The sequence below is a fragment of the Candidatus Avelusimicrobium aviculae genome (assembly GCF_949292495.1).
Taxonomy (GTDB): domain Bacteria; phylum Elusimicrobiota; class Elusimicrobia; order Elusimicrobiales; family Elusimicrobiaceae; genus Avelusimicrobium; species Avelusimicrobium aviculae.
Genome location: NZ_CASEZB010000003.1, coordinates 69,813 through 92,271 on the forward strand (window position 1 = coordinate 69,813; position 22,459 = coordinate 92,271).

Annotated in this window: 21 protein-coding genes and 1 tRNA gene; 6 read left to right on the forward strand and 16 right to left on the reverse strand. The window is 48.2% G+C overall.

Features of this window, described 5'->3' with window-relative positions; all coding sequences use genetic code 11:
* Window positions 1–63 precede the first annotated feature (63 nt).
* The 5 genes from ACQY33_RS00715 to ACQY33_RS00735 all read right to left on the reverse strand — a co-directional run bounded on the left by ACQY33_RS00715 (window position 64) and on the right by ACQY33_RS00735 (window position 6,533).
* A complete protein-coding gene (locus tag ACQY33_RS00715; protein ID WP_428073235.1) occupies window positions 64–1,911 on the reverse strand; it encodes a hypothetical protein in 1,848 nt (615 codons plus the stop codon).
* Window positions 1,912–1,960: 49 nt separating this feature from the next.
* Window positions 1,961–2,986: a hypothetical protein gene (locus ACQY33_RS00720; RefSeq protein ID WP_428073236.1), complete on the reverse strand. Its 1,026-nt coding sequence runs from the start codon at window positions 2,984–2,986 to the stop codon at window positions 1,961–1,963.
* 68 nt (window positions 2,987–3,054) lie between these two features.
* The gene (gene aspS / locus ACQY33_RS00725; protein WP_428073237.1) at window positions 3,055–4,800 is read right to left on the reverse strand and encodes an aspartate--tRNA ligase; all 1,746 of its coding nucleotides are present in this window, start codon (window positions 4,798–4,800) and stop codon (window positions 3,055–3,057) included.
* Window positions 4,797–6,026 (reverse strand): histidine--tRNA ligase, encoded by a 1,230-nt coding sequence (gene hisS / locus ACQY33_RS00730; RefSeq protein WP_428073238.1) that lies wholly within the window; start codon window positions 6,024–6,026, stop codon window positions 4,797–4,799. The genes aspS and hisS overlap by 4 nt, the downstream gene beginning before the upstream one ends.
* 431 nt (window positions 6,027–6,457) lie before the next feature.
* Window positions 6,458–6,533 (reverse strand) — tRNA-Ala (locus tag ACQY33_RS00735).
* A gap of 213 nt (window positions 6,534–6,746) precedes the next feature.
* On the opposite strand from ACQY33_RS00735, the gene asnS reads away from it, so the two are divergent.
* Window positions 6,747–8,045 (forward strand): asparagine--tRNA ligase, encoded by a 1,299-nt coding sequence (gene asnS, locus ACQY33_RS00740; RefSeq protein WP_428073239.1) that lies wholly within the window; start codon window positions 6,747–6,749, stop codon window positions 8,043–8,045.
* Between the two features lie 360 nt (window positions 8,046–8,405).
* Here asnS and ACQY33_RS00745 read toward each other — a convergent pair whose 3' ends face one another.
* The 9 genes from ACQY33_RS00745 to nadE all read right to left on the reverse strand — a co-directional run bounded on the left by ACQY33_RS00745 (window position 8,406) and on the right by nadE (window position 16,196).
* Entirely contained in the window at window positions 8,406–9,746 is a 1,341-nt protein-coding gene (locus ACQY33_RS00745; protein ID WP_428073240.1) for an ankyrin repeat domain-containing protein, read from the reverse strand.
* A 4-nt stretch (window positions 9,747–9,750) separates the two neighbouring features.
* Window positions 9,751–10,416 (reverse strand): ribonuclease III, encoded by a 666-nt coding sequence (gene rnc / locus ACQY33_RS00750; protein ID WP_428073241.1) that lies wholly within the window; start codon window positions 10,414–10,416, stop codon window positions 9,751–9,753.
* 2 nt (window positions 10,417–10,418) lie between these two features.
* Window positions 10,419–10,691, reverse strand: a complete 273-nt coding sequence (acpP, locus tag ACQY33_RS00755; protein ID WP_428073306.1) for an acyl carrier protein — start codon at window positions 10,689–10,691, stop codon at window positions 10,419–10,421.
* Between the two features lie 13 nt (window positions 10,692–10,704).
* Window positions 10,705–11,445 carry a 3-oxoacyl-[acyl-carrier-protein] reductase gene (gene fabG / locus ACQY33_RS00760; protein WP_428073242.1) on the reverse strand — a complete coding sequence of 247 codons (741 nt, stop codon included), beginning with the start codon at window positions 11,443–11,445 and terminating at the stop codon, window positions 10,705–10,707.
* Window positions 11,445–12,491, reverse strand: coding sequence for a phosphate acyltransferase PlsX (gene plsX / locus ACQY33_RS00765; protein ID WP_428073243.1), 1,047 nt, complete (start codon window positions 12,489–12,491; stop codon window positions 11,445–11,447). Before plsX ends, fabG begins: the two co-directional genes overlap by 1 nt.
* Before the next feature lie 9 nt (window positions 12,492–12,500).
* A complete protein-coding gene (rpmF, locus tag ACQY33_RS00770; protein WP_428073244.1) occupies window positions 12,501–12,713 on the reverse strand; it encodes a 50S ribosomal protein L32 in 213 nt (70 codons plus the stop codon).
* A 42-nt stretch (window positions 12,714–12,755) separates the two neighbouring features.
* Window positions 12,756–13,244, reverse strand: coding sequence for a YceD family protein (locus tag ACQY33_RS00775; RefSeq protein ID WP_428073245.1), 489 nt, complete (start codon window positions 13,242–13,244; stop codon window positions 12,756–12,758).
* Between the two features lie 20 nt (window positions 13,245–13,264).
* Complete coding sequence (locus ACQY33_RS00780; protein WP_428073246.1) at window positions 13,265–14,623, reverse strand: MATE family efflux transporter; 1,359 nt, start codon at window positions 14,621–14,623, stop codon at window positions 13,265–13,267.
* A gap of 67 nt (window positions 14,624–14,690) precedes the next feature.
* Window positions 14,691–16,196 carry an NAD(+) synthase gene (gene nadE / locus ACQY33_RS00785; protein WP_428073247.1) on the reverse strand — a complete coding sequence of 502 codons (1,506 nt, stop codon included), beginning with the start codon at window positions 16,194–16,196 and terminating at the stop codon, window positions 14,691–14,693.
* A gap of 105 nt (window positions 16,197–16,301) precedes the next feature.
* Between nadE and ACQY33_RS00790 the strand changes: the two genes are divergently transcribed.
* The 5 genes from ACQY33_RS00790 to ACQY33_RS00810 all read left to right on the forward strand — a co-directional run bounded on the left by ACQY33_RS00790 (window position 16,302) and on the right by ACQY33_RS00810 (window position 20,983).
* A complete protein-coding gene (locus tag ACQY33_RS00790; RefSeq protein ID WP_428073248.1) occupies window positions 16,302–16,823 on the forward strand; it encodes an LA_2272 family surface repeat-containing protein in 522 nt (173 codons plus the stop codon).
* 204 nt (window positions 16,824–17,027) lie between these two features.
* Window positions 17,028–18,089, forward strand: a complete 1,062-nt coding sequence (gene rpsB / locus ACQY33_RS00795; protein WP_428073249.1) for a 30S ribosomal protein S2 — start codon at window positions 17,028–17,030, stop codon at window positions 18,087–18,089.
* An 85-nt stretch (window positions 18,090–18,174) separates the two neighbouring features.
* Complete coding sequence (gene tsf, locus ACQY33_RS00800) at window positions 18,175–19,002, forward strand: translation elongation factor Ts (protein ID WP_428073250.1); 828 nt, start codon at window positions 18,175–18,177, stop codon at window positions 19,000–19,002.
* A gap of 143 nt (window positions 19,003–19,145) precedes the next feature.
* Window positions 19,146–19,874 carry a UMP kinase gene (gene pyrH, locus ACQY33_RS00805; RefSeq protein ID WP_428073251.1) on the forward strand — a complete coding sequence of 243 codons (729 nt, stop codon included), beginning with the start codon at window positions 19,146–19,148 and terminating at the stop codon, window positions 19,872–19,874.
* A 95-nt stretch (window positions 19,875–19,969) separates the two neighbouring features.
* Window positions 19,970–20,983 (forward strand): hypothetical protein, encoded by a 1,014-nt coding sequence (locus ACQY33_RS00810; RefSeq protein ID WP_428073252.1) that lies wholly within the window; start codon window positions 19,970–19,972, stop codon window positions 20,981–20,983.
* Window positions 20,984–21,092: 109 nt separating this feature from the next.
* Here ACQY33_RS00810 and ACQY33_RS00815 read toward each other — a convergent pair whose 3' ends face one another.
* Both ACQY33_RS00815 and ACQY33_RS00820 read right to left on the reverse strand, forming a co-directional pair.
* Window positions 21,093–22,034, reverse strand: a complete 942-nt coding sequence (locus ACQY33_RS00815; RefSeq protein WP_428073253.1) for a glycosyltransferase family 2 protein — start codon at window positions 22,032–22,034, stop codon at window positions 21,093–21,095.
* A 1-nt stretch (window position 22,035) separates the two neighbouring features.
* Window positions 22,036–22,458: a GtrA family protein gene (locus ACQY33_RS00820; RefSeq protein ID WP_428073254.1), complete on the reverse strand. Its 423-nt coding sequence runs from the start codon at window positions 22,456–22,458 to the stop codon at window positions 22,036–22,038.
* Between the last annotated feature and the right edge of the window lies 1 nt (window position 22,459).

Here is a 22,459-nt window from a genome sequence, read left to right on the forward strand (position 1 = left end):
TATTTAGTTATCCCTATAAAAAACCCCGCAAAAAGCGGGGTTTTGAAATAACTTGGATATTGTTTACTGCGCCGGCTGGGGCTGAGGCACAGACACCTGGATATTTTGCAGCTTTTGTTGGGCCGCCTGCTGAATGCGCTGGGCGTCCTGCTCGTACGATTTTTGGTCTTTGGCGTTAACAGCCGCCTGGGCAAGCTGTTTGGCCATATCGTCCAAAATGGCGCGGGCCTGTTTTTCATACTCTTTCTTTGCGGAAGAAGGCCATTGGCGCATTTCTTCGCTTTGCATGATTTGGGAAAGGGTTTGCTCGTTTTGTTTCTTTATTTCCGTTTCCATTTGCGCGGCTTGCTTTTGTTTAAAAGCCGGGTCATTTTGGGCTTTTTCCAGCAAAGCCTGCACCGCTTGGTTGCGCTTTTCCACAGCGGCTTGGTTCTTTTCGTTTACGGACAAACGCCCTTCCTGGGAATCAAAATTTTCCAGCACTTCTTTTTCGTACGCCATATCAATTTGCTCAAACTGGGCCGCCACTTCCGGGCCGTAAGCCTGTGCTACTGCTTTTACATCTTTGGCTCGCTGAGCGGCAAAATTATCGCGGTATTTTTGTTTTACATCTTCAGAAACATAGACGGTTTGGTCCTGCTTTAAGCCGGCCTCCACGGCGGCTTTGTCACGCTCCATTTGCGCTTTGGCGGTTTGGCGGTTGATGTTTTCCAACACTTCCGCCGTATCCATACGGGTGGGATTGGCTTTAAAGACGGCTTCTTTTACTTTGTCATCAGCCTCTTGTTTGAGTTTCAAATATTTTTCCTGAAAATCCGCCGCGGGCAGCCCTTGCTGGATAAGCTGCATTTTTTGCGTGGTGAAATTATCCAATATTTCACGGGCGGCGGATTCCGTTTCCGGGTTAAAATTGCTGCGAAGCAAAGCCAAATAGTCTTCATTTTCCTGGCGTTGTTCCGCTTCCATTTTTTGCAAGGAGCCGGCACGCGTCAACTCGTTTAACTGGCGTTGGTATTTATTGTTTAATTTGCGTATTTCATCGCCTTTTTGCTGTTGGGTTAAATCCGTACGGTTAGCCACGGCGGAAGCTTCTTTTTGAAAGCTGTCCATAATTTTACCCGCCTGCTGCCCGGCCGCGGCGCCAAAGTTATCCGTCATGCTTTGCACCACGGAAGATTTTTGGGAAGCAATTTGGCTTACTACGTCCGCAAACGGATTATTGTTCCCTTTTAAAGCCTCCGGCCCGGAACGGCGGGTATATTTTTCCACCATGGCCTGGCGTTTGGATTTAGGGGCCATGGCGCGCGCCAGAGCGTTACTTAAATTATTGCTTAAAGTATCCATTTCCCGCATAAGCGCTTCTTGTTTTTGGCGGTCCTTAGGGGCTAAATAAGACAAAAGCGTTTCATTGGCTTTTTTATAAGAGTCGCTATCGCGCAAATCCGCGCCGCCCTGAACCGCGCCGCCTGAGCTGACTTCCATGGCAGAAGAAGCCCCCCCTTTCCCAGCCGTAGAAGCGGAAGCAGATCCGCCCGGCAGCCGTCCTTTTAAACGGGTCTCTTGCTTGGGCCCGCGCGCCGGCGCATAAGCGGAAACCGGAAAAAAACTTTCCTCCCGGCCCGAAGGCAAACCGGCCTCCAGCAAGGGTGCGCGCCCGCTGGCGGCAATACCAGGCCCGGCCGGCGGCAAAGATTGAGGGGCGGGCAAGCCCAATAATTCCTGGTCTTTTAAATCCGCCAACGTACGTTGAAAATGGGCGGGAGAGGCCGGGTCTGTTACGGCGGAAGATGAACCCATATACATCGGTTGTTCCTGGCGGTTGGAAGGAGATGAGGACACCAACGCCAACACCCCCGCGCATAATAAAAGAATAATAAAAACGGCTAAGTAAATTAATATTTTGTTTTTCATAATCTAAATATGCTCAAAACCCGAATTCCAACACACCGGGATTTATTTTTTATCTTTTTGCTCTTTGTTTGATACGTTCGTTAAAACGTTTTTGCATATTGGCCAGCTGCTCTTGATAAATCTTATTTAAACGGTCCAATTCTTCCCGTTTATAGCTTTGGCGCGTATCCGCCGCGCCTACAGCGGCGGCATTTTTTAAAATTTGATTAAAAAACGGGCGTATTTGCGCCACGGCTTCTTGCCCGTACAAACGCTCAAACTTGTTTTCCACTTCCTGATAGGCGGCAATCATTTCCGCGCGCATAGCCTGCAGGTCTTCCTCGCTCATGGGGCCTTTCGGGTCCCCGTATTGGGCCACAATGGCGGCCAGCTGCGCGTCTGAGTCTTGCATAACCTCCCGGCTGCGCCGCTGCATTTCCGCTCCGTCTTTGGCAGAGGCAAACACCTGCATATAGTTTTCAACCGCCGTTTTTAATACCGGTTCCGCTTTTTGCGCGCAGACGGGCCCGTATAATTCCCCTATATTTTTTAACATCTCTTTATTTTTATGTTCCATTTCCGCGCGAGCCAAATCCAACTGCTTTTGCGTGGGAATAACCCACTTCAGAGCCACTTGCTCATCTAAAAAAGCGTTTAATTTTTGCTGGTATTGTTCATCCAACCGGCGTAAAGCGGCGGCCATTTCTTGCGGGTTTTGGGCTTGCTTGGCGGCGGCTTGCGCGTCTTTATGGTAGGCCAAAATAATAGCGCCCGCTTGGGCGGCGGCAGCCTCACCGTATTCATCACGCACGCGTTTTTCTAAATTGGCTTTTACCGCGGCCATTTCCGCAGGCAGGGTAGGAAAGAAGTCCTCCCCCGCCTGGGTTTTAACCTGCTCCACATTAACCGGTTTTTGGGCGTTAATAGGTTGGCGGCGTTCTTGCGCCAAGCGTTGGTTTTCTTTGGCTTTGGCCAAATAACGCGCCACATTGGCTTCACGCGTGGGCCGGGCGGAAGCCAAGTCGTCCCCCTGTCCGGAAGGAGAACAGGCCGCCGCAAAGAGTAAAACAGAAAAGCAAAAACGCGTTATCTTCATACTATTTTTATTATGCCATAAAACGCTAAAGCGTGTAAAAATAACCCCGGGCGAGCCCGGGGTATTTACTATTCTTTTACAATAGCTAAAGCCAATTCTTTTAACTGGATATCGTCCACCACGTTAGGGGAATCCGTCAACGGGCAGACGGCCTGCGCCGTTTTGGGGAAAGCGATAACCTCACGGATAGACTCTTCCCCCGCCAAAAGTGCGGTAATGCGGTCCAGCCCCAGGCCAATGCCGCCGTGAGGAGGCGCGCCCGCTTCCAACGCGTTTAACAACATGCCAAAACGGCGGGCGGACTCTTCTTTAGAGTGTTTCATCAAAGCCAAAATGCGTTCCTGCACGTCCCGGCGGCAGTTGCGCACGGAACCGGAGGCCAGCTCGTTGCCGTTAAGCACCAAGTCAAACTGATAGGAACGCACGGAGCCGGGGTCCGTTTCCAGCTTATCCAAATCTTCTTCGTGGGCGGCCGTAAAAGGGTTGTGGGCCGCGTCCCAGCGGTCTTCTTCCGGCACGTATTCCAAAAGCGGGAAATCCGTAATCCAGGCAAAAGCCCACTTACACTTGGGGGTTAAATTTTTAACCAATTCTTTGCGCAAGGCCCCCATAAAAGCGCACAGCGGGGCGAACTGGTCGCTCCCCAGTAAAATTAAATCTCCCTCTTGGGCGCCGCTGTGGGTGATTAAATCTTTCAGTTCCTGTTCGGTAAAGAATTTGGCGGAAGGGCTGTCCAGCTTCCCTTCTTTGTATTTGAACCATACCAAGCCTTTGGCGCCGTTCTTTTTAGCCAAATCCACCAGCTTATCCACCTGCGCGCGCGGCGTGGCGGCCCCGCCTTGGGATACGAGAGAGCGAACTTCCCCCCCTTTTCCCAACACGTCAGCAAATACTTTAAAAGAAGTATTTTTGAACACGTCGGAAACATCTTTCATTTCCAAATCATAGCGCAAGTCAGGCTTGTCGGAACCGTATTTGCTCATGGCTTCTTTATAAGGAATTTTTGGGAACGGAACGGAAATATCTTCCCCCGCGGTGGCAAAAAGCGTTTTCATTAAGCCTTCCACCACCTCGTGAATATCATTAATGGTAACGAAAGACATTTCCATATCAATCTGCGTATGCTCGGGCTGGCGGTCCGCGCGCAAGTCTTCATCGCGGAAACAGCGCGCCAGTTGGAAGTAGCGGTCAATCCCGCTGGCCATTAACGTTTGCTTAAACATCTGAGGGCTTTGGGGAAGGGCGTAAAACTCCCCATGGTGCACGCGGGAAGGAACCAAATAATCGCGCGCGCCTTCCGGCGTGGAGCGGGTTAAAATAGGGGTTTCCACTTCTAAAAAGCCCTGCCCGTCCAAATACCGCCGGGCCGCCTGGGACAAGCGGTGGCGCAACAATAAATTGGCGTACATTTTTGGGTTGCGCAAATCCAGGTAGCGGTATTTTAAGCGGGTTTCTTCCGTTACCGAGCGGGATTTTTCCACATCAAAAGGAAGAGGAATAGACGTGTTTAAAATTTTAAATTCTTCCGCCACCAGTTCAATTTCCCCGGTTTTTATATTTGCGTTTACGGCGCCCTCAATACGTTTGGTTACCGTGCCGGTAACTTCTATTACATATTCGTTGCGTACGGTTGACGCTTCGTTAAAAAACGGTTTGGAAGGCTCCACCACCACTTGGCATATGCCGCTGCGGTCACGCAGGTCTATAAACAGTACGCCGCCGTGGTCGCGGTAGCTGTTCACCCACCCGCAAAGGGTTTGGCGCGTGCCTAAAAATTTGGAGGTTACCTCCCCACAATAATTGGTTCTTTTCATAATGCTTTTTTTACCTCTTGGGTTAATACGTCAAATGAAATCTTTTTCTGTTCCCCGGTGGCCAAGTCTTTAAAAGTGGCTTGGCGCTGAGCCAGTTCGTCCGTCCCTAAAATAACCGCGTAAGAAGCGTGGCAGCGGTCGGCCTGTTTCATTTGGCCTTTGATGTTTTTATCAAAAAGTCCGCCTTCGGTGCGGATGCCCGCCTCACGCAAAGACTGCATGATATTAAAAGCTGTTTCGTTGCATTGTTTGTCCATAGACACCACACACACGCTTTTTGGCTGCGGGCGGGTTACTTCCCCCCGGGCGGCTATCACGCGTTCTGCCCCCATCGCCCAGCCGATAGCCGGCGTGGCGGGCCCGCCCATATTTTTAACCAGCGTATCATAACGGCCGCCGGCCGCTATGGCGTTTTGGGAAGCGTCCCCCGCTTGAAACTCAAACACGGTGCGGGAATAATAATCCAGCCCGCGCACAAGCATAGGGTCTACCACAAAGTCTATCTTGCCTTTTAAAAGGGATTGCACTTCGTCAAAATGGGCTTGGCACTCCGGGCAGAGCTGCATGGTGGGCACGCGGCCGGCAAAGCGGGCGCCGTCTATCTTGCAGTCTAAAACGCGAAGAGGGTTCTTCTCCAAACGGGTTTGGCAGTTTTCGCATAAAGTGTCTTTTTCTTGAGACAAGAAATCAATTAAAGCTTGGCGGTAAAGCGGGCGGCATTTGTCACACCCCAGGCTGTTAATTTTAACGCAATAGTTTTTTGCGCCAAAACGCGAAACGATGTCTTTTAACATCAAAATCACTTCCGCATCCGCCGCCGGGGCGGAATTGCCGATATATTCCGCGCCGATTTGCTCAAACTCACGGTAGCGGCCCGCCTGGGGGCGTTCCGCGCGGAACATATTGCCGATGTAATAAAATTTTTGCACGGGCGCGGCCTGCACAAAGTTATTTTCCAAATAGGCGCGCACCACGCTGGGAGTGCCTTCCGGGCGGATAGCCAACTGGCGGTGGCCGGCGTCCTCAAACGCATACATTTCTTTTTGGACGATATCCGTCGTTTCGCCGGTGGATTTAATGAATAATTCTTTCAGTTCCACGGTAGGCAGGCGCAGTTCGCCAAAGCCATATAAGGAAAATACGCCGCGGGCGCAGTTTTCCAGCTCAGTAAAATTTTGGGATTGGGGTTCAAAAATATCTCTAAACCCGCGTACTAATTTAGCCATATAGTTTTATTTTAGCATTTTAAGAGGAAAGAATAGAAATATCTCCGTCAAAACCCGGATTAAACAAGCCGCCCTGCGTTTGCAGAACAGCTTTTGGAAAGCGGTCCCAAACAAGAGATAAAGCGGAGGTTGGGCCATATGTATTAAAAGCGCTACTTCGGAAGCGTTCCAGCGCCTCTTATGAAATAAAAAACCACGCTTAAGCGTGGTGTTTAAAATGGTGGACGTGACCCGGACCCGCCCGAGCGACCTCCTGCGCTCACTTCGGAAGCGTTCCAGCGCCTCTTATGAAATAAAAAACCACGCCTAAGCGTGGTGTTTAAAATGGTGGACGTGACCCGGACCCGCCCGAGCGACCTCCTGCGCTACTTCGGAAGCGTTCCAGCGCCTCTTATGAAATAAAAAACCACGCTTAAGCGTGGTTTTTAAAATGGTGGACGTGATCGGGATCGAACCGACGACCTCCTCGTTGCGAACGAGGCGCTCTCCCAGCTGAGCTACACGCCCGAAATTTGGTTGGATTTCTTAGCGCGGGAACTTCTAAGAACATATTTATTATAGCATATACAAACCTAAAAATAAAAATTTTTTACTGTACTCCTCGGCGGAAAAAAATAAAAATAATCGTTTCTTCTTTTCCCTGTAAATGAGGCGGTTTTATTTTCCCCCTCAAAAAGCTAAAATATAATAAGTATTTTATTTCATTGTAAGAGGAAGAATATGTCTAGTAAAATTCGCGTCAAAGACGTGGGCCAATATCTAGGCCAAGAAATCACTTTAAAGGGCTGGCTGTATAACAAACGCTCCAGCGGAAAATTACACTTTTTACAGCTGCGTGACGGTAGCGGCATTATCCAATGCGTCATGTTTAAAGGCGAAGTTTCTCCCGAACAATTTGAATTGGGCGATAAAGTAACCCAAGAGTCCTCTATCCTGGTTACCGGCACGGTGCGGGAAGACAAACGCTCCCCCCTGGGCTATGAACTGGGCGTAAAAAATTTGGAAGTGCTGCAAATGGCGAAAGACTACCCCATCTCCCCAAAAGAGCACGGTCCGGAATTTTTAATGCACTACCGCCACTTGTGGCTGCGCTCCGCCAAACAAACGGCTATTTTGCGCATACGCGATGAAATCATTTTTGCTATCCGTGAGTATTTACACAAAAACGGTTTTATCCTTTCCGATTCCCCTATTTTAACCCCCGCCGCCTGCGAAGGAACCAGCACCTTGTTTGAAACCGATTACTTTGGCGAAAAAGCTTTTCTCTCCCAAAGCGGTCAGCTGTATGGGGAAGCCTCCGCCATGGCTTTGGGCCGCACCTATTGCTTTGGCCCCACCTTCCGCGCCGAGAAAAGCAAAACCCGCCGCCATTTGACTGAATTTTGGATGGTGGAACCGGAAGTGGCTTATAATGATTTAGACGATAATATGGACTTGGCTGAAGACTTTATTAAATACATTGTGGGCCAAGTGCTTAAAAACCGCGCAGACGATTTAAAAACCTTGGAACGCGACACCGCCAAACTGCAAGCCACGGTGGAAAAGAAATTTCCCCGCATTGATTATACGGACGCGATTGAAATCCTGCACAAAAAAGGCAACAATACCCCTTGGGGCGGCGATATAGGCGGGGACGAAGAAACCCTGCTGGGTGAAGATTACGATACCCCGATTATGATTCACCGCTACCCGGCCGCCATTAAAGCCTTTTATATGAAACGCGACCCCAAAAACCCCAAAGTGGTGCTGGCGGTGGACGTGATTGGGCCGGAAGGCGCCGGGGAGATTATCGGCGGAAGTGAAAGAGAAGCCGATTATGACGCCCTGCTTGCCCGTATAAAAGAACAAGGGCTGGACCCGCAAGGATACGATTGGTATTTGGATTTGCGCCGCTACGGCAGTGTGCCTCATTCCGGCTTTGGTATGGGAATTGAACGCATGGTACGCTGGATTTGCGGTTTACAGCACGTGCGTGAAACAATTCCGTTCCCGCGCATGATGGATAAAATCCATCCGTAACCCTTCTGTTGTCAAAAACCGCACGCTAAAAAGCGTGCGGTTTTTTTATTGCCTGTTTTAAATAAATATCCATCCGTTTATGAACGGCTTTTTATAGATAATGCGGTGCCTTATCAATGTACCCATTTCGGCGTATTTTGAACGCTTTATGAAATACTATGGGGAATTTCTTGGTTTCCCGTCCTGAATATCATTAACATAGGCAAATCCTTCGCTTAATTGACCACTGGGGTTATATTTGGGCTTTATTGTGCAATGTATTTACGAAGCAACGCCCCCGGCTTACTTCCTGAGGTGTAAAATATAAAAAAAATCCGCCCCAATTATTTGTTGGGGCGGATTGAAAAACGTTTAGACGTCTTATTGACGGTTGCGGCGGGAAAAAGCATTGCGGGTAGGAGCTTGCTGGTCCAGCGCGGAAGTGGGCTGCACCATTTCCTTCTTTTCCTGGCGGCGCCGGCGGCCAATATAGCCGGCCTGCTTTTGGGCTTGGGCCTGGGCGGCCTCTTGCTTCTGTTTTTCAGCAAGCTCTTTGGCTTTGGCGGCTTCTTCCTGGCGTTTTCGTTCGGCAATACGGGCATTATCCATTTCTGTCACCATATTCTTTAATGCCGTAGGATCCATATCAAACAAAGCCACAATGTTGCGGCGGCCTTTTTTTTGCGCTATGTCACGCGCGGTTAAGCCGTCTTTATCCTTCAGGTCACGGTTGGTATTAGCGGCCAGCAAACGCTTTACCGCTTCCTCATACCCACGGGAAGCCGCCCAATACAAAGCCGTTTGCCCCTGTTTGTTTTGAATATTCACGTCTACCGGAGCCACCAATGAGTAGGGGCGCATCAATTCATAAATAATTTGCGGGTGGTTATAACGGGCGGCATAAATTAAGGCGGTGTTCCCGTCTTTATTTGCGGCATTGGGGTCAGCCCGATAGGCCAGTAAATTGCGCACGGCCTCCACATCCCCCAAAGAAGCCGCGATAATAAGCGGGGTATTGCCCTGTTCATTTTTTACATTGGGGTCAATACCGCCTTTTAACATAGCCAATATGCCTATTAAATTGCGTTTGGTTACCCAGCGGAACAGATTATCGGAATTAATACCCGACTGCGCGCCGGAAGTAATAAACAAATCCACAAATTCGCCTTTTTGGCGTTCCACGGCTACAAATATGGGTGAATGACGGTAGTTGTTTTCTAAATTCAAATTAGCGTCAGACGCCACTAACAAGCGGGTAATATCATCATGATTGGTATATAAACTGCGCAGAACAGGCGTGTCGCGCGTGTAAGAATTTTGCTTATTTACGTCCGCCCCTAAAGACAATAAGCGAAGCACCGCATCATAATTTCCTAAAGAAACAGCTACCAGGAGCATAGAGTCCCCCTTGCTGTTGACCAAATTATAATCTTTGGCTTTCTCTATAATGTCAAAAAAACTTTGCACGTCATTACGCTGCAAAGCCTGGGTGGCCTCTTCGGCCATTTCCATAGGGGTTTTAGATACGATGATTTTTTCTATCTTTCTGTTTCCGTCAGAAGGAGTAAACCCGCTTTTAAATGTAAAAGCAAACATTATTACAAAAGGAACCACCGCCAAAATACCCAGCCATACCAAGGGTTTACGGAGCAAAGATTCTTGTACTTTGACCTGTATCTTCCCGATAGGGGCGGTTATTTTAGAGGTGGTTTTTTTATCCATAAACTTATTTTTTTAAGTGCTCAAACGCGTTTTCCGCAGCGCTTTGCTCTGCCTGTTTTTTATTGCGGCCCTTGCCTATGCCCAGTTCTTTACCGTCTAAACTAACCCGTACGGTAAAAACTTTATCATGTTCCGGTCCAACGGTTTGTATCACTTCATACAACGGGGTGTGTTTGCTGCGTTTTTGCACAAACTCCTGCAATAAACTTTTAAAATCCCCGCTGTCCTGCGTTAAATGTTGGGTTTTTACCCAAGGCAAAACTACCGCTTCGGCCGCTTGGTATCCGCCGTCTATATATACGGCGCCGATTACGGCTTCCACCGCGTTGGAGATAATACTGTCGCGCGTACGGCCGCCCGTGGCAATTTCACCGTGACCCAAGGCAATAAAAGACCCTAAGTCCATCTCTTTACCCCAAAAATAAAGATTATGGCGTGAAACCAAGTTAGATTTAATTTTAGAAAGCACTCCCTCTTCCACATGAGGGCATTGGTTGTAGATATAATCCGCAACGATAGCTCCTAATATGCTGTCCCCTAGGAACTCCAGGCGCTCGTTATGTTTGGCGCTGCGGTGTTCCCCGGCAAAAGACTTGTGAGTGAGTGCTTCCTTTAAAACTTCTTTATTTTTGAAGCTGTATCCAATGATACGCTCAATTTCCGTAAACACGATTATTTTTTGGCGTTGGCTTCAATGTATTCAATGGCTTCGCCCACGGTTTTAATCTTTTCGGCTTTTTCGTCAGGGATTTCGATGTCAAATTCCTCTTCCAAGGCCATGATGAGTTCCACCGTGTCCAAAGAATCGGCGCCTAAGTCGTTGACGAACTGGGCTTCCGGTTTTACTTGGTCGGCTTCTACGCCCAACTGTTCAACAATGATATTTTTGACTCTTTCTTGTATATTTTCAGACATTTTGTCCTCCGATGTTTTTAAAAAGGGTATCCCCTTATCCCAACTAAATATAAAGTCCGCCGTTGACGGACAGAATATGCCCCGTTATATAAGAGGCATCTTCGCTTGCCAAGAACAACACTGCCTTGGCAATGTCTTGCGTTTCTGCAAATCTTTTAAGCGGCACGTTTTCCAAGGCTTTTTCTTTCACGTCCTGCGGCAGTGCGTCCGTCATAGCCGTACGCACAAAGCCCGGCGCCACCGCGTTCACGCGGATATTGCGGGAACCAAACTCTTTGGCTAAGGTTTTGGTAAGACCGATAATACCCGCTTTGCTGGCCACGTAATTGGCTTGGCCCGCATTGCCCATTTCCCCCACCACGGAGGAAATGTTTACTACATTGCCCGCGCGTTTTTTAAACATTACCTTTAGCGCCGCCTTAGACATAAAAAACGTTCCCGTTAAATTTACGTCAATCACGGCGCGCCAGTCTTCTTCCGTCATACGCACGGCCAAGTTATCCTTGGTAATGCCGGCGTTGTTTACCAGCACGTCCAAGGACCCAAATTCTTTTACTACGTCCGCCACAAAGGCGTCACACTCTTGGGCGCGGGAAATATTTACCGCGCGGCCCAGTACTTTACCCCCAAAAGCGGCTAAATTTTCCGCCGCTTTGTTTACGGCGTCTTCACGCGTGCCGCAAATGGCCACATTGGCCCCTTGCTTGGCAAACGCCTCGGCAATGGTTAAACCAATGCCGCGGGTGGCGCCGGTAACAATAATATTTTTTCCTTTAAAATCCATTATTTGTCTTCCTCCTGCATTTCTGCTTCTATGGCGGAGAAAGTGTCTTTTAACGAAGCGATGCGGGAAGCAATATCCCCCACAAAGTTCTTTTCCACCAACCGCTTGGCCGTTTTAAGCGCGTGAAAAATGGCCGTTTCGTTGGATTTGCCGTGGGAAATAATAGCCACGCCGTTTACCCCCACTAAAGGAGCGCCGCCGTAACAATCGGGGTTAGTGTGGTCTTTCACCGCTTTGAACGCGCCGCGCGCAAGCAAAGCCCCCAGTATGGCAAGCGGACGTTTTTTAATTTCCCGCTTAATCATATGAATCATGGTTTTGGCTAAGCCTTCTGCCATTTTAAGCACAATGTTTCCCACAAAACCGTCGCAAACAATCACGTCCGTTTCGCCGGTGTTTACATCGCGCCCTTCCATGGTGCCCAGGAAATTTACCCCAATTTCACGCATGTGGGGTATGGTGTGTTTAACTAAAAAATTCCCCTTCGTTTCTTCTTCACCAATAGAAAGAATACGTACGGAAGGGGATTTTAAATCAAACACCTTTTCCATATAGGCCGAACCCATTACCGCAAACTGCAATAAATGAATGGGTTTGCAGTCCGCATTGGCGCCGCCGTCTAAAAGAAGGCTTACGCCTTTATAGGTGGGCATGGGGGTTGCAATAGCGGGGCGAAACACCCCTTTAATGCGTCCCATGCGGAAAAGGGAAGCTACCATAGCCGCCCCGGAGTGGCCGGCGGAAACAAACGCATCGGCCTCGCCTTTATGCACCAAATCGGCGCAGACAATAATGCTGGCTCCTTTTTTATTGCGGCACTCTTTAGCGGGTTCCGCACCCATGTCAATGGTATCCGGAGCATGTACAACAGAAATCCCGGCGGGCAGGGAAGTATCATATCCCAGCTCTTTAAGCTCGCGCTTAATAACGGTTTCATCTCCCACCAGTATTACTTCAATACCCAGGGTTTTTGCCGCTTTCAACGCGCCCAATACATTGGGTTTAGCGCCGTAATCTCCGCCTAAGGCGTCCAGGGCTATTTTCATAAGAAAGATTTATTTAGCTTCAGTGTTTTCTTCGGTTTTGGCCGCTTTGGGAGCCACAACCACCCGGTCTTTATAAAAACCGCATTTCGGGCAAACATTGTGCGGCAAGCGAGCGGATTTGCAGTTAGGGCATTCCACCAACTGGGCCACTTCAATCACAGAATTGTGCGATCTTCTCAAATCCCGGCGGGAACGAGTGTGTTTTTTCTTCGGATTCGGCATTGTTTATTACTCCTGTATACATCAGTAAAAATCAATTAATTCTTACTTGAATTTACCTTTTAATTCGGCAAAAGGCGACAAACACTCCGGCTTGCATCCGCACTGGGCGGCGTTTAAGTCTTGGCCGCATACGGGGCACAGCCCCTTGCAGTCCGGCTTGCAAAGAAAGCGTATTTCTTCGGTCAAAGCCAGCGTTTGTTCCACAAGTAACATTATATCAATTATTTCTGATTTCGTGCTATATGTTTCTACAAATTCTTCTTCAAAATTCTGCGCGGCCATTTTTAAACAGCGTGCGCATTGAACGTCTCTCTTGCCCCAAACGCGCCCGCGCACCAATATATTTTTATCCGCCACGGAAAAAGAAATCTCCACCGTAACGGCCGTTATTTTATTGGGGGCGGTAAACACCCGTTCAAAATATTTGGGGCTTAACTGGGCGGAGCACTCCAACCCGCCCATGCGCAAAATATCGGCGGTTTTAAATTTTAAATCCTGCGGTACGTCGTAATCACGGTAAAAGTCGTTCATAGGCTATATTTTAGCAAATTTTAAGCTTTGCGCCGTGCAAAGGCTTTGCTTTGCCATTTGCGGCTTTTCCAGCGGCGCTCAAAAATCACGGCGCGGATGTTTTCATCAAGGGCCATCGCCAGCCATATGCCGGCCAGCCCCCAGCCCCACCACACGCCCAGTATGTACGCGCATAATGTGGCCACGCCCCACATAACAATAATGCCGGTAATAAACGGGTAAAACACGTCCCCCGCCGCATTGAGGGAATTGACGGAAGTGATATTCACCGCCCGGCCTATTTCCAGCACAATGTCAATATATAATACCACCGCGCCGATTTTAATAACGTCCGGATTAGCAGACAGCATTTTAAAAATATTCGTACCCACCAAAGCGGTTAAAATAGAAATAAGCACGCTGATAAGAACAGACAAATGAATGGAATATTTCTCAACCGAAAAGGCCGCGTTGTCCCTATCCGCCCCCACCAAATGCCCAATGGATATGGCCGCCCCCTGCCCCAGCGCGATGGAAAACACGTAAGAAAACATCACAATATTCATGGCGTAAGTGCGGGCGGTTAAAGCCGCCGTGCCAATCAGAACGGAAAAATAGGTAATCACCACCTGGGACAAATTGTAAGACACCTGTTCCCCCGCCGCCGGAAGGCCGATAATCATCAGATTTTTTACCTTATCCCACGGGAACGGCCTTAAGCAAGAGAGGGTGAACTGAGGCACCACTTTTTTAAACAGAATATATCCCAAAAGCAGCAGCGCAATAAACCGGCACACGGATGTGGACACGGCCGCCCCCGGCGCGCCTAAAGCCGGGAACCCCCACTTGCCAAAAATAAGCAGGTAATTGCCGGCTATGTTTAAAATATTCATTAGTAGCGTAACATACATGGGGTAATAGGCTTTATTGTGGCTTCTTAAGACGGAGGACATCGTCATAGCCACCGCCTGTATAAAAGAAAACCCGGCCACAATTTGCATATACGTTTTCCCGCGCCCGATTAATTCGTCCGACAGGCCCATCAGCCCCAGCAACTGCGGCGCCAGCAAATAAAGCCCCGCGCTGACCGCCAGCCCCACCACCAGGTTTACCGTAATGGAAACGCCGATGGTTTGCATCACATTGTTTTTTTGACGGGCGCCCAAATACTGCGCGCACAAGACGGACGTGCCCAGCGTGGTAATACCGTATAAAATAAACACCAAATTAAGCAGCTGGTTCACCACCCCCACGGCGGCGACGGTATCATCGGAATACCGGCTGAGCATCACCACGTCCGTAGCCCCTAAAAGCATAATAAGCAGCGTTTCCACAAAAATAGGGCTGGTAAGACTAAAAAGCTGGCGGCGCAGCGGTTTATTTTTTAACCATTTCTTCATACTATACGCAGGCGCGCAAAAAAACCGGGCAGAATGCGGCATCTTACCCGGTTTGCGGCGTTTCAAATTAAAGATTTATTTTTTTGGTAACGGGACGCTGTAAATCCGTAAACAGACGGCGGGTTACTTTTAAAATAGGCGCGGTTTGGGCGCGTTTATAATCAGCCGCGTCTATGCGGCGGCACACGTCCGTCACCGTTTCCAGCGGGGCTTTGCACTTGCGGGCAATTTCCTGCGGGGTCAGACCCTGGGCCACGTACAGCGGGATAATTTTATCCAGCAGCGGATAGGCGGGCAGGGTGTCCTCGTCCTTTTGGTTGGGGCGAAGTTCCGAAGTGGGCGCGCGGTCTATAATCCCTTGGGGGATAATTTCCCGGTTCTTGTTAATGTAAGCGGCCAAATCGTACAATTCCGTTTTAAACACGTCCCCAATAGGCAGCAAACGCCCGGCCGTATCACCGTACAGCACGCAGCTGCCTACGGAAAGTTCGCTTAAATCATCGGTAGAAATAGGCATGGCGCCGTATTCTCCGCCCAGTGTAAACAAAATATTGGCGCGCAGGCGGGAGTGGAGTTTCTGTTCCGTTACGTCTTTTAAGTGGGAAACGATATGCCCCACGGCATTTTTCATACCCTCCAGCACCGGTTTAACGGCTACTTCCTCTAAATTAATGCCCAAATTGCGGGCCAGCTGGCCGGCTAAGGATTTGCTTAAATCACTGGTGCAATAAGACGGAAGAGAAACGGCATACACGCTTTCCCCCCCTAATGCGCTGGCGGCCAGTACAGCCGTTACGGCGGAATCCAACCCGCCGCTTAAACCAAAAATTACTTTGCTGTAACCGGCTTTTTGCACAAAATCGCCTAATCCAAAGGAAAGCGCGTCCAACACTTCCCCGCGCGGGTCCGCTTTATAGGTAAGAGGCTGGGATTTTTCCTCACTGTCCCACAGGCTTACCCGTTCGCGGAAGAGTTCCCCCAGCAAGGTAAGCTCCCCTTTTTTGTTGGCGCAGGCGCAAAGGCCGTCAAAAATTAAACCGTCCCCCCCTCCTAACAAGTTGCACTCCAGCACCGGCACCCCGCGCTTTTTGGCAAACTTTTTAAGCGCGTCCAAACGTTCAGGCACGTTGCCTTTTTCATACGGGCGGGCGGAAAGGTGGATAATGATATCGGCGTCTTGGGCGGGCGCGTCTTGCAAGTCACCCAATATAATTTGCAAATCTTTCCCGGCCAGAGAAACGACTTCACTGTCATAAATTTTGGTAATTTTACCCTTATAAATAAAAGCCGCCGCGGACACAAAATCCTTGCCCAGCTTATCCTGAAAGCCAAGTAAGCAGGCCGTGTTTTTGGTTTCTTTGGCGATTTCTTTTAAAGAAGAAAGGGTTTCTTTCAGCAGGCGTTCATCTTCAAACAAATCCAACATGGGGCAGCCGCACAAGGCCGCTTCCGGCAGAACCAGCAAATCCGCCGCGGGGGCGGGGGCCTTAAGCAAAGCGATGATATGTTCTTTATTTCCGCGTATGTCTGCGGTTAAAGGGTTAAAAGACGCCAATTTTATTTTCATAACCATACCTCAATATTATTATATATTTTAGCAATTTATACACTTTTTTGCCTTTCTTAACGCTAAAAAGTGATAAAATAAAATATCTGTAAATTAAGTTAAGGAGGGTTCATGAAAAAAGTTGTACTGTTGGTCTTATGCTTAATGTCCGCCGGCGCCTCTTTTGCCGCCAGCAACGCGGGGGTTTTTAAACTTTCGTTGTGGAACAATTTGGCTATCGCCGCACCGGCCAATACCCAAACCATTCACGGGATTGATTTTGGTATCGGCTCCCACACCAATGAAGTTTATGGTGTCCAGCTGGATTTGGTAATGGCCCAAACCCGCTATGAACTGCGCGGCGTAAGCGCGGCGTGGCTTATCAGCTTGGCCGAAGACGTAACCGGCGCCCAATGGGCCGCTTTTACCAAAAACACCCATTTAACCGGGGCCCAATTAGGTTTGGTGAACTTGTCCGGCCGCCACGTAAGCGGCGCCCAGCTGGGCTTCTTTAACCAAGCCGAAGACATGAACGGCTTGCAGTTTGGTTTTGTAAACTATGCCAAACAAATTTACGGTTTGCAAATCGGTATTTTAAACATTGCCGAAAACGGCTGGTTCCCCGCCATGGTGTTGGTGAACGGACGCTTCTAAACATAAACACAAACCTCAAAAGCCGCGTTCCTTATATAATAGGAATGCGGCTTTTGTTTATTTATGCTATAATGAGCATAGGGTGTATTTTGAGCGGGAGAGCGAAAAAGTTAGTAAATCAAAGCCTGTCCCGACGACACCCAAAGCGAGCCGCCGCCGGGGAAACCCCTTCCCTAATTTGGGCGGACGCTTACAGGAGAAAACATGAGCAACGTATCTATGAAAGCCATGCTGGAAGCCGGCGTGCACTTTGGGCACCAAACTTCCCGCTGGAACCCCAAAATGGGCCGCTTTATCTTTGGAGAAAGAAACGGCGTACACATTTTGGACCTTCAAAAAACCGCCAAAGAACTGAAAAAAGCCTGCGCTTTTATCAAAGAAGAAACCAAAAAAGGTTCTAAATTCTTGTTCGTTGGCACCAAAAAACAAGCCCAGGAAGCCATTCAGGCCGAAGCTGCCCGCTGCGGCGCTTACTGCATTCACGAAAAATGGCTGGGCGGCACGTTAACCAACTTCCAAACCGTTAAGAAATCCGTAGAAAGACTTAACGAACTGGAAAAATGGGAAGCTTCGGGCGTCTTCAAGGCCATTTCCAAAAAGGAAGCCAGCAGACTGACCAAAGAAATGCTCCGCTTGCAAAAATTGCTGGGCGGCATCCGCGATATGAAAGTATTGCCGGACGTCGTTTTTGTAATTGACCCTGTGGACACCGCCGGCGCCGTGCGCGAATCCCGCGTATTGGGCATTCCCGTGGTAGCCGTGTGCGATACCAACGCCGACCCGGACTTGATTGACGTACCGATACCCGGTAACGACGATGCGGCCCGCTCCATCAAATTATTCTGCGGCGCTATTGCCGACTCTATCCTAGAAGCCAGAGCTGAAATGGAAGCCGTCAATAAACCCGCCGAAGCCGCCGAAGAAGGCAAACCGGCTGAAAACCCGGTAATGGCTCAGGCCTTTGAAAGCGTTATGCTGGCCGGCGAAAAAGCCGCCCTGGAAGAAGAAGCCAAAGCCGAAGCTGCCAAACAGGAAGCTCCTAAAGCGCAAGAAGTAAAAGCCGAAGAAGCCCCCAAAGCAGAAGAAGCCAAGGCCGAAGAACCGGCCGCCGAAGAAGCCGCGGAAAAGAAAGTAAAGAAAACCGCCGCTAAAAAACCGGCCGCCAAAAAAACGACCAGAACCAAAAAAGCCGCCAAGGAAGAAGCTCCTAAAGCGCAAGAAGTAAAAGCCGAAGAAGCCTCCAAAGAAGCGGAAGCAGCCAAATAATAGTTTATAAACGTCCGTTTCCGCTTGTACGCAGGCGGAAACGGACTTTAAACAGATTTACCCTATTAGTCGTACAGGAGAGAACATGTCTTTAGCAGAAGATATTAAAGTATTAAGAGAAAAAACCGGCGCGGGCCTTATGGACTGCAAAAAAGCCTTGCTGGAAACCAAAAACGATATGGAACAAGCCATCGTTTTCCTGCGCAAAAAAGGCTTGGCGGATATGGCCAAACGCTCCGACCGTGAAACCAAAGAAGGCCGCGTTTCCGTTAAAACCAACGGCAAAAACTACGCCATGGTATACTTAGGCTGTGAAACGGACTTTGTAGCCAAAACCGAAGATTTCATTAAACTGGCCGACGAATTGGCCGAATATGTGTTGGCCCACCCCGAAATTACCGACTACGCCAACGACGAACACATCAAATCCATGATTGCGGAAAAAGCCCCTAAATTTGGTGAAAACACCACTTTAAAAGGCGCTTATAACTGGACCCCGGCCAAAGACGCGGTAATTGAATATTACATTCACGCCGACAATAAAAAAGCTTCCCTCTTGGAGCTTGCCGTAACCGGCACCGCCAAAGACGCCGCCAAAGTGAAAGACATCGCCCGCGGCCTGGCCATGCACACGGTGGGTATGCAAAGCTGCTGGGTGGACGCGAAAGACATTCCGCAGTCCGTCATTGATAAAGAATTGGAAATTTACAGAACGCAGGCTTTAAACGAAGGCAAACCGGAAGCCGCCATTGAAAAAATGCTGCCCGGCAAAGTAAAAAAATTCGCCAAAGAAAACTGCCTGTTGGAACAAATGACCATTAAAGACAACAAAAAAAGCGTACTGGATTATTTAAAAGAAGAATCCAACGACTTGGGTTGTGAATTAAAGGTTGTGCGTTTCGTTCGTTTCTAATTGAAAGCCCCTCTTCGGAGGGGCTTTTTTCTGTCCGTCTGCCATATCGGCGGGCGGAGAGAAAAAAGCGTAAACCTTAAAGTACGCACTTTTTACTGTTTTTGTGATAGAATAGATAAAAGATTTTAAGAGAGGTTACCTGTATGACAAATGCCGCCGATCCGCACAATAAAAAAAGAGTACTTCTGAAACTTTCCGGGGAAGCTTTAATTAATGAAGGACACCGGGGGATTAACCCCCAAGCACTAAAAGAAATTGCCGTGGAAATTGCGGACGCGTACCGCTGCGGAAATTGTGAGCTGACCATTGTGCTGGGTGGCGGAAACATTTGGCGCGGCCTGCGCGACGGAGGCGGAGTAATTGACCGCGTCAATTCAGACAATATGGGCATGCTGGCTACGGTAATCAACGCTTTGGCCCTGCAGTCCGCCCTGGAAGAGGCCGGTGCCCCCACCCGGGTATTAACCTCTATTAACATTTATCAACTGGCGGAACCTTTCGTGCGCCGCAAAGCCTTGCGCCATTTGGAAAAAGGCCGCATTGTTATTTTTGCGGGCGGGACCGGTAACCCGTTTTTTACTACGGACAGCGCCGCCGCGCTGCGCGCTTCGGAAATTAATGCCGATGTGCTGTTAAAAGCCACCCAGGTAGACGGCGTATACGACAGCGACCCCAAAAAGAACCCCAACGCCAAGCTAATCCATAAAATCACTTATGCGGAAGCCATTGCCAAACAACTACAATTTATGGATACGGCCGCTTTGGCTTTATGCTTGGAAAATAAATTGCCTATCCAAGTATTTAATCTCCATCAAAAAGGCAATATTAAACGCGCCCTGGCCGGGGAAGAGATAGGCACGCTCATTTACTAAATGGGAACATTTATCAAATTATTCTCTATACTTGCATGAAAAATAAAGCCCTTAAAATTTTTTTAAGCATTGTTTATCTCTTTTATGTTTACTTGATGATAAGCGGGAAAATCCCATGGAATCTGTGGACGCTCTACGTCGCCTTGCTGGCGGCTTGGTTTTTGGTATGTTCTTGGCTTCCATTTAATGCCAAAAACTATCAAACAAGTTTTTCTTTTAAGTTAATATTTGCCGCTATTCAAGCCCTATTGGTCTTTATTTTTACCGGAGCAGCATGGCAAGTTTTTAACCTGCCCCAACTGTTTGTTAAAAAAACGCAGTCCGTACCGTACGCTTCGGCCCCGGCAACCCAAACGGCTCCCGTAAATCCTTTACAAGAAGAAGATGTGTTATCCAACACAAGCCAAACAACAACGCTGGCTCCTTCCGCCGCTACAAAAGAGGAGTCTGAAACGCCTTTGCGGGAGGAGAAAGTCTTATTTCCTCAGGATACGACTTCCCCGGCAAACATCTCTGCCGACGATGGCTTGCCGCCGGATTTTATGCCCCCCTCCGCCCAATTATACGTGCCCCTGGGCACCGAGAGGGAAACAAGTTTACTAGAAGAATTAAAAAAACAAAGAGAAAAAGCTTCCGCCTCTAACGCGACCGAATACAAAGCAATATCCCCCATTCCCGCAAACAACACGGCAGAACAAATGCCGCCCGCTCCTGCCGCGCAGACCTACGGCGAGGAGCAAAATCCTAAAATGCAAGACCCAGCTTACCGTCAAGCCGCCACTGAAGTACAAGCCGAAATTATCAAACAAGATGCAAAGGCCATACAAAGCATATTCTCCCAACAGGAAATGGCTTCTGTTAATAAAATGATTCCTTTTTCGCGCTATCCTTTGATAAAGGTCCTCATACAAAAACACATCAATTTTACAAAAGCTAACATAGAAGAAGCGCAAAAACAAGGCTTTCCGCAGAAAGAAATTGATTTCCTGCGGCAGAAACTTAACAAACTGGAAACGACGAAACAAGATTTTCTTAAACGCCACAGCAAAGAATATCAGCAACAAGCCATTAATCAAAGACTGGCGCAGCTGAAACAAAAGGCCCAATAAACGCCCAAACCGTTTTGTTTTTGGCATAAAAATCCCCTGGAGCAAACCGGGGGATTTTTTAATATGCAAGCCGCGCTGTCAGCAAAGCGCTTGAAACAAAAAAGAAGAACTAAAAATTAATTCTTTCCTTTTCTATCACAAGCGGGCGTTTTAGCACCTGGGTAAGAATAGCGCCAATGTATTCCCCAATAATTCCAATAAAAAACAACTGCACGGAAGAGAAAAACAATACCGCCAATAAAATAGGCGCCGTGCCCATGGGGAAATAATCCCAATACAACAGCTTTAATACCAAATAGACCAACGCCAAAACAAAGCTAATCATACCCAATATAAACCCACCCAAAGCGGCCAAACGCAAAGGCACTTTGGAATGATTGGTAAAACCCGTCATAGCATTATCGTACAATGTATAAAAATTATTTTTGGTAATACCGCGTTTGCGCACCGGCTGAACAAAAGGGACTAACGCAAGAGAATACCCCAACTCACATACCAGACCCCTTAAATACGGGTAGGGTTCGTCCAACTTGCGCAATTCAGCCACCACGCATTTATCATATAAACCAAAACCGGTGCAATTAGAAAGCAAGTGGGCGCCGGAATCATTTACCAAATTAAGCAACCAATAATACAGCCGGCGCACGGCAAAAAAGAGCCAAGACTCTTTACTTTGGTTTTTTTGCGCCAAAACCACTTTATACCCCTCCTCCCATTTGGATAGAAACTGTGGAATAAGGGAAGGCGGATCTTGCAAATCAGAAGCCAAATAGATAACCGCGTCCCCCTGGCACTGTAAAATACCATAATAAGGGGAACGGATATGCCCAAAATTACGCGCGTTCACAATCACCTTAAAACGCGGGTCTTGCGCGGCTACTTTGCGCAGCTCAGTTAAGGTGTTGTCCGTAGAGGCATTGTCCAGCACAATTTGCTCATAGTCATATTTATCCGCCAGCAAAGCCATTTGGCTTTTTACCTGCTCGTATAACTCGCGGATATTTTCTTCTTCATTATATGCGCTGGAAATAATTGATATTTTCTTTTTCATATTACTTGTTAAACACCCATTTTTTGTTTAGAAAAAAACCTAAAAAGGCCAAAGGCAAAACCAATATGGCGCCGGATATATATAAATTTTCTATTCCGCACCAAGCAAGCGCCTTAAGCCCCGATACATTACATATGTATACAATAGCATATACGCCAAAGAACTTAAAAATCAAGCGGTTATCATGGCTTTTAAACACAATGCCGCCTATGGTTTTAAAATTAAAAAGCACCCCCAATACCGTGGAACAAAAAGGAGCCCAGATATAATTAAAACCAAGCCATACAAAAAATACATACAGCCCATAGCCAACCGCCGTATTTAAAACCCCTACAAACAAAAACGTAATGAATTGGGCGGATAACCCCGTTAAGCGGTGTATAAAATTTATTAAGCAGTTAAAAAATTGTTTAAAATAATTCATT

What these genes read in the sequence shown, in the direction of transcription:
- asnS (WP_428073239.1), top strand. Translation starts at nt 6,747, where the DNA reads ATGTCTAGTAAAATTCGCGTCAAAGACGTGGGCCAATATCTAGGCCAA.
- plsX (WP_428073243.1), bottom strand. Translation starts at nt 12,491, where the DNA reads ATGAAAATAGCCCTGGACGCCTTAGGCGGAGATTACGGCGCTAAACCC.
- aspS (WP_428073237.1), bottom strand. Translation starts at nt 4,800, where the DNA reads ATGAAAAGAACCAATTATTGTGGGGAGGTAACCTCCAAATTTTTAGGC.
- nadE (WP_428073247.1), bottom strand. Translation starts at nt 16,196, where the DNA reads ATGGTTATGAAAATAAAATTGGCGTCTTTTAACCCTTTAACCGCAGAC.
- ACQY33_RS00790 (WP_428073248.1), top strand. Translation starts at nt 16,302, where the DNA reads ATGAAAAAAGTTGTACTGTTGGTCTTATGCTTAATGTCCGCCGGCGCC.
- ACQY33_RS00815 (WP_428073253.1), bottom strand. Translation starts at nt 22,034, where the DNA reads ATGAAAAAGAAAATATCAATTATTTCCAGCGCATATAATGAAGAAGAA.
- fabG (WP_428073242.1), bottom strand. Translation starts at nt 11,445, where the DNA reads ATGGATTTTAAAGGAAAAAATATTATTGTTACCGGCGCCACCCGCGGC.
- rpmF (WP_428073244.1), bottom strand. Translation starts at nt 12,713, where the DNA reads ATGCCGAATCCGAAGAAAAAACACACTCGTTCCCGCCGGGATTTGAGA.
- ACQY33_RS00810 (WP_428073252.1), top strand. Translation starts at nt 19,970, where the DNA reads ATGATAAGCGGGAAAATCCCATGGAATCTGTGGACGCTCTACGTCGCC.
- rpsB (WP_428073249.1), top strand. Translation starts at nt 17,028, where the DNA reads ATGAGCAACGTATCTATGAAAGCCATGCTGGAAGCCGGCGTGCACTTT.
- hisS (WP_428073238.1), bottom strand. Translation starts at nt 6,026, where the DNA reads ATGGCTAAATTAGTACGCGGGTTTAGAGATATTTTTGAACCCCAATCC.
- ACQY33_RS00775 (WP_428073245.1), bottom strand. Translation starts at nt 13,244, where the DNA reads ATGAACGACTTTTACCGTGATTACGACGTACCGCAGGATTTAAAATTT.
- ACQY33_RS00745 (WP_428073240.1), bottom strand. Translation starts at nt 9,746, where the DNA reads ATGGATAAAAAAACCACCTCTAAAATAACCGCCCCTATCGGGAAGATA.
- pyrH (WP_428073251.1), top strand. Translation starts at nt 19,146, where the DNA reads ATGACAAATGCCGCCGATCCGCACAATAAAAAAAGAGTACTTCTGAAA.
- ACQY33_RS00720 (WP_428073236.1), bottom strand. Translation starts at nt 2,986, where the DNA reads ATGAAGATAACGCGTTTTTGCTTTTCTGTTTTACTCTTTGCGGCGGCC.
- ACQY33_RS00820 (WP_428073254.1), bottom strand. Translation starts at nt 22,458, where the DNA reads ATGAATTATTTTAAACAATTTTTTAACTGCTTAATAAATTTTATACAC.
- ACQY33_RS00715 (WP_428073235.1), bottom strand. Translation starts at nt 1,911, where the DNA reads ATGAAAAACAAAATATTAATTTACTTAGCCGTTTTTATTATTCTTTTA.
- ACQY33_RS00780 (WP_428073246.1), bottom strand. Translation starts at nt 14,623, where the DNA reads ATGAAGAAATGGTTAAAAAATAAACCGCTGCGCCGCCAGCTTTTTAGT.
- tsf (WP_428073250.1), top strand. Translation starts at nt 18,175, where the DNA reads ATGTCTTTAGCAGAAGATATTAAAGTATTAAGAGAAAAAACCGGCGCG.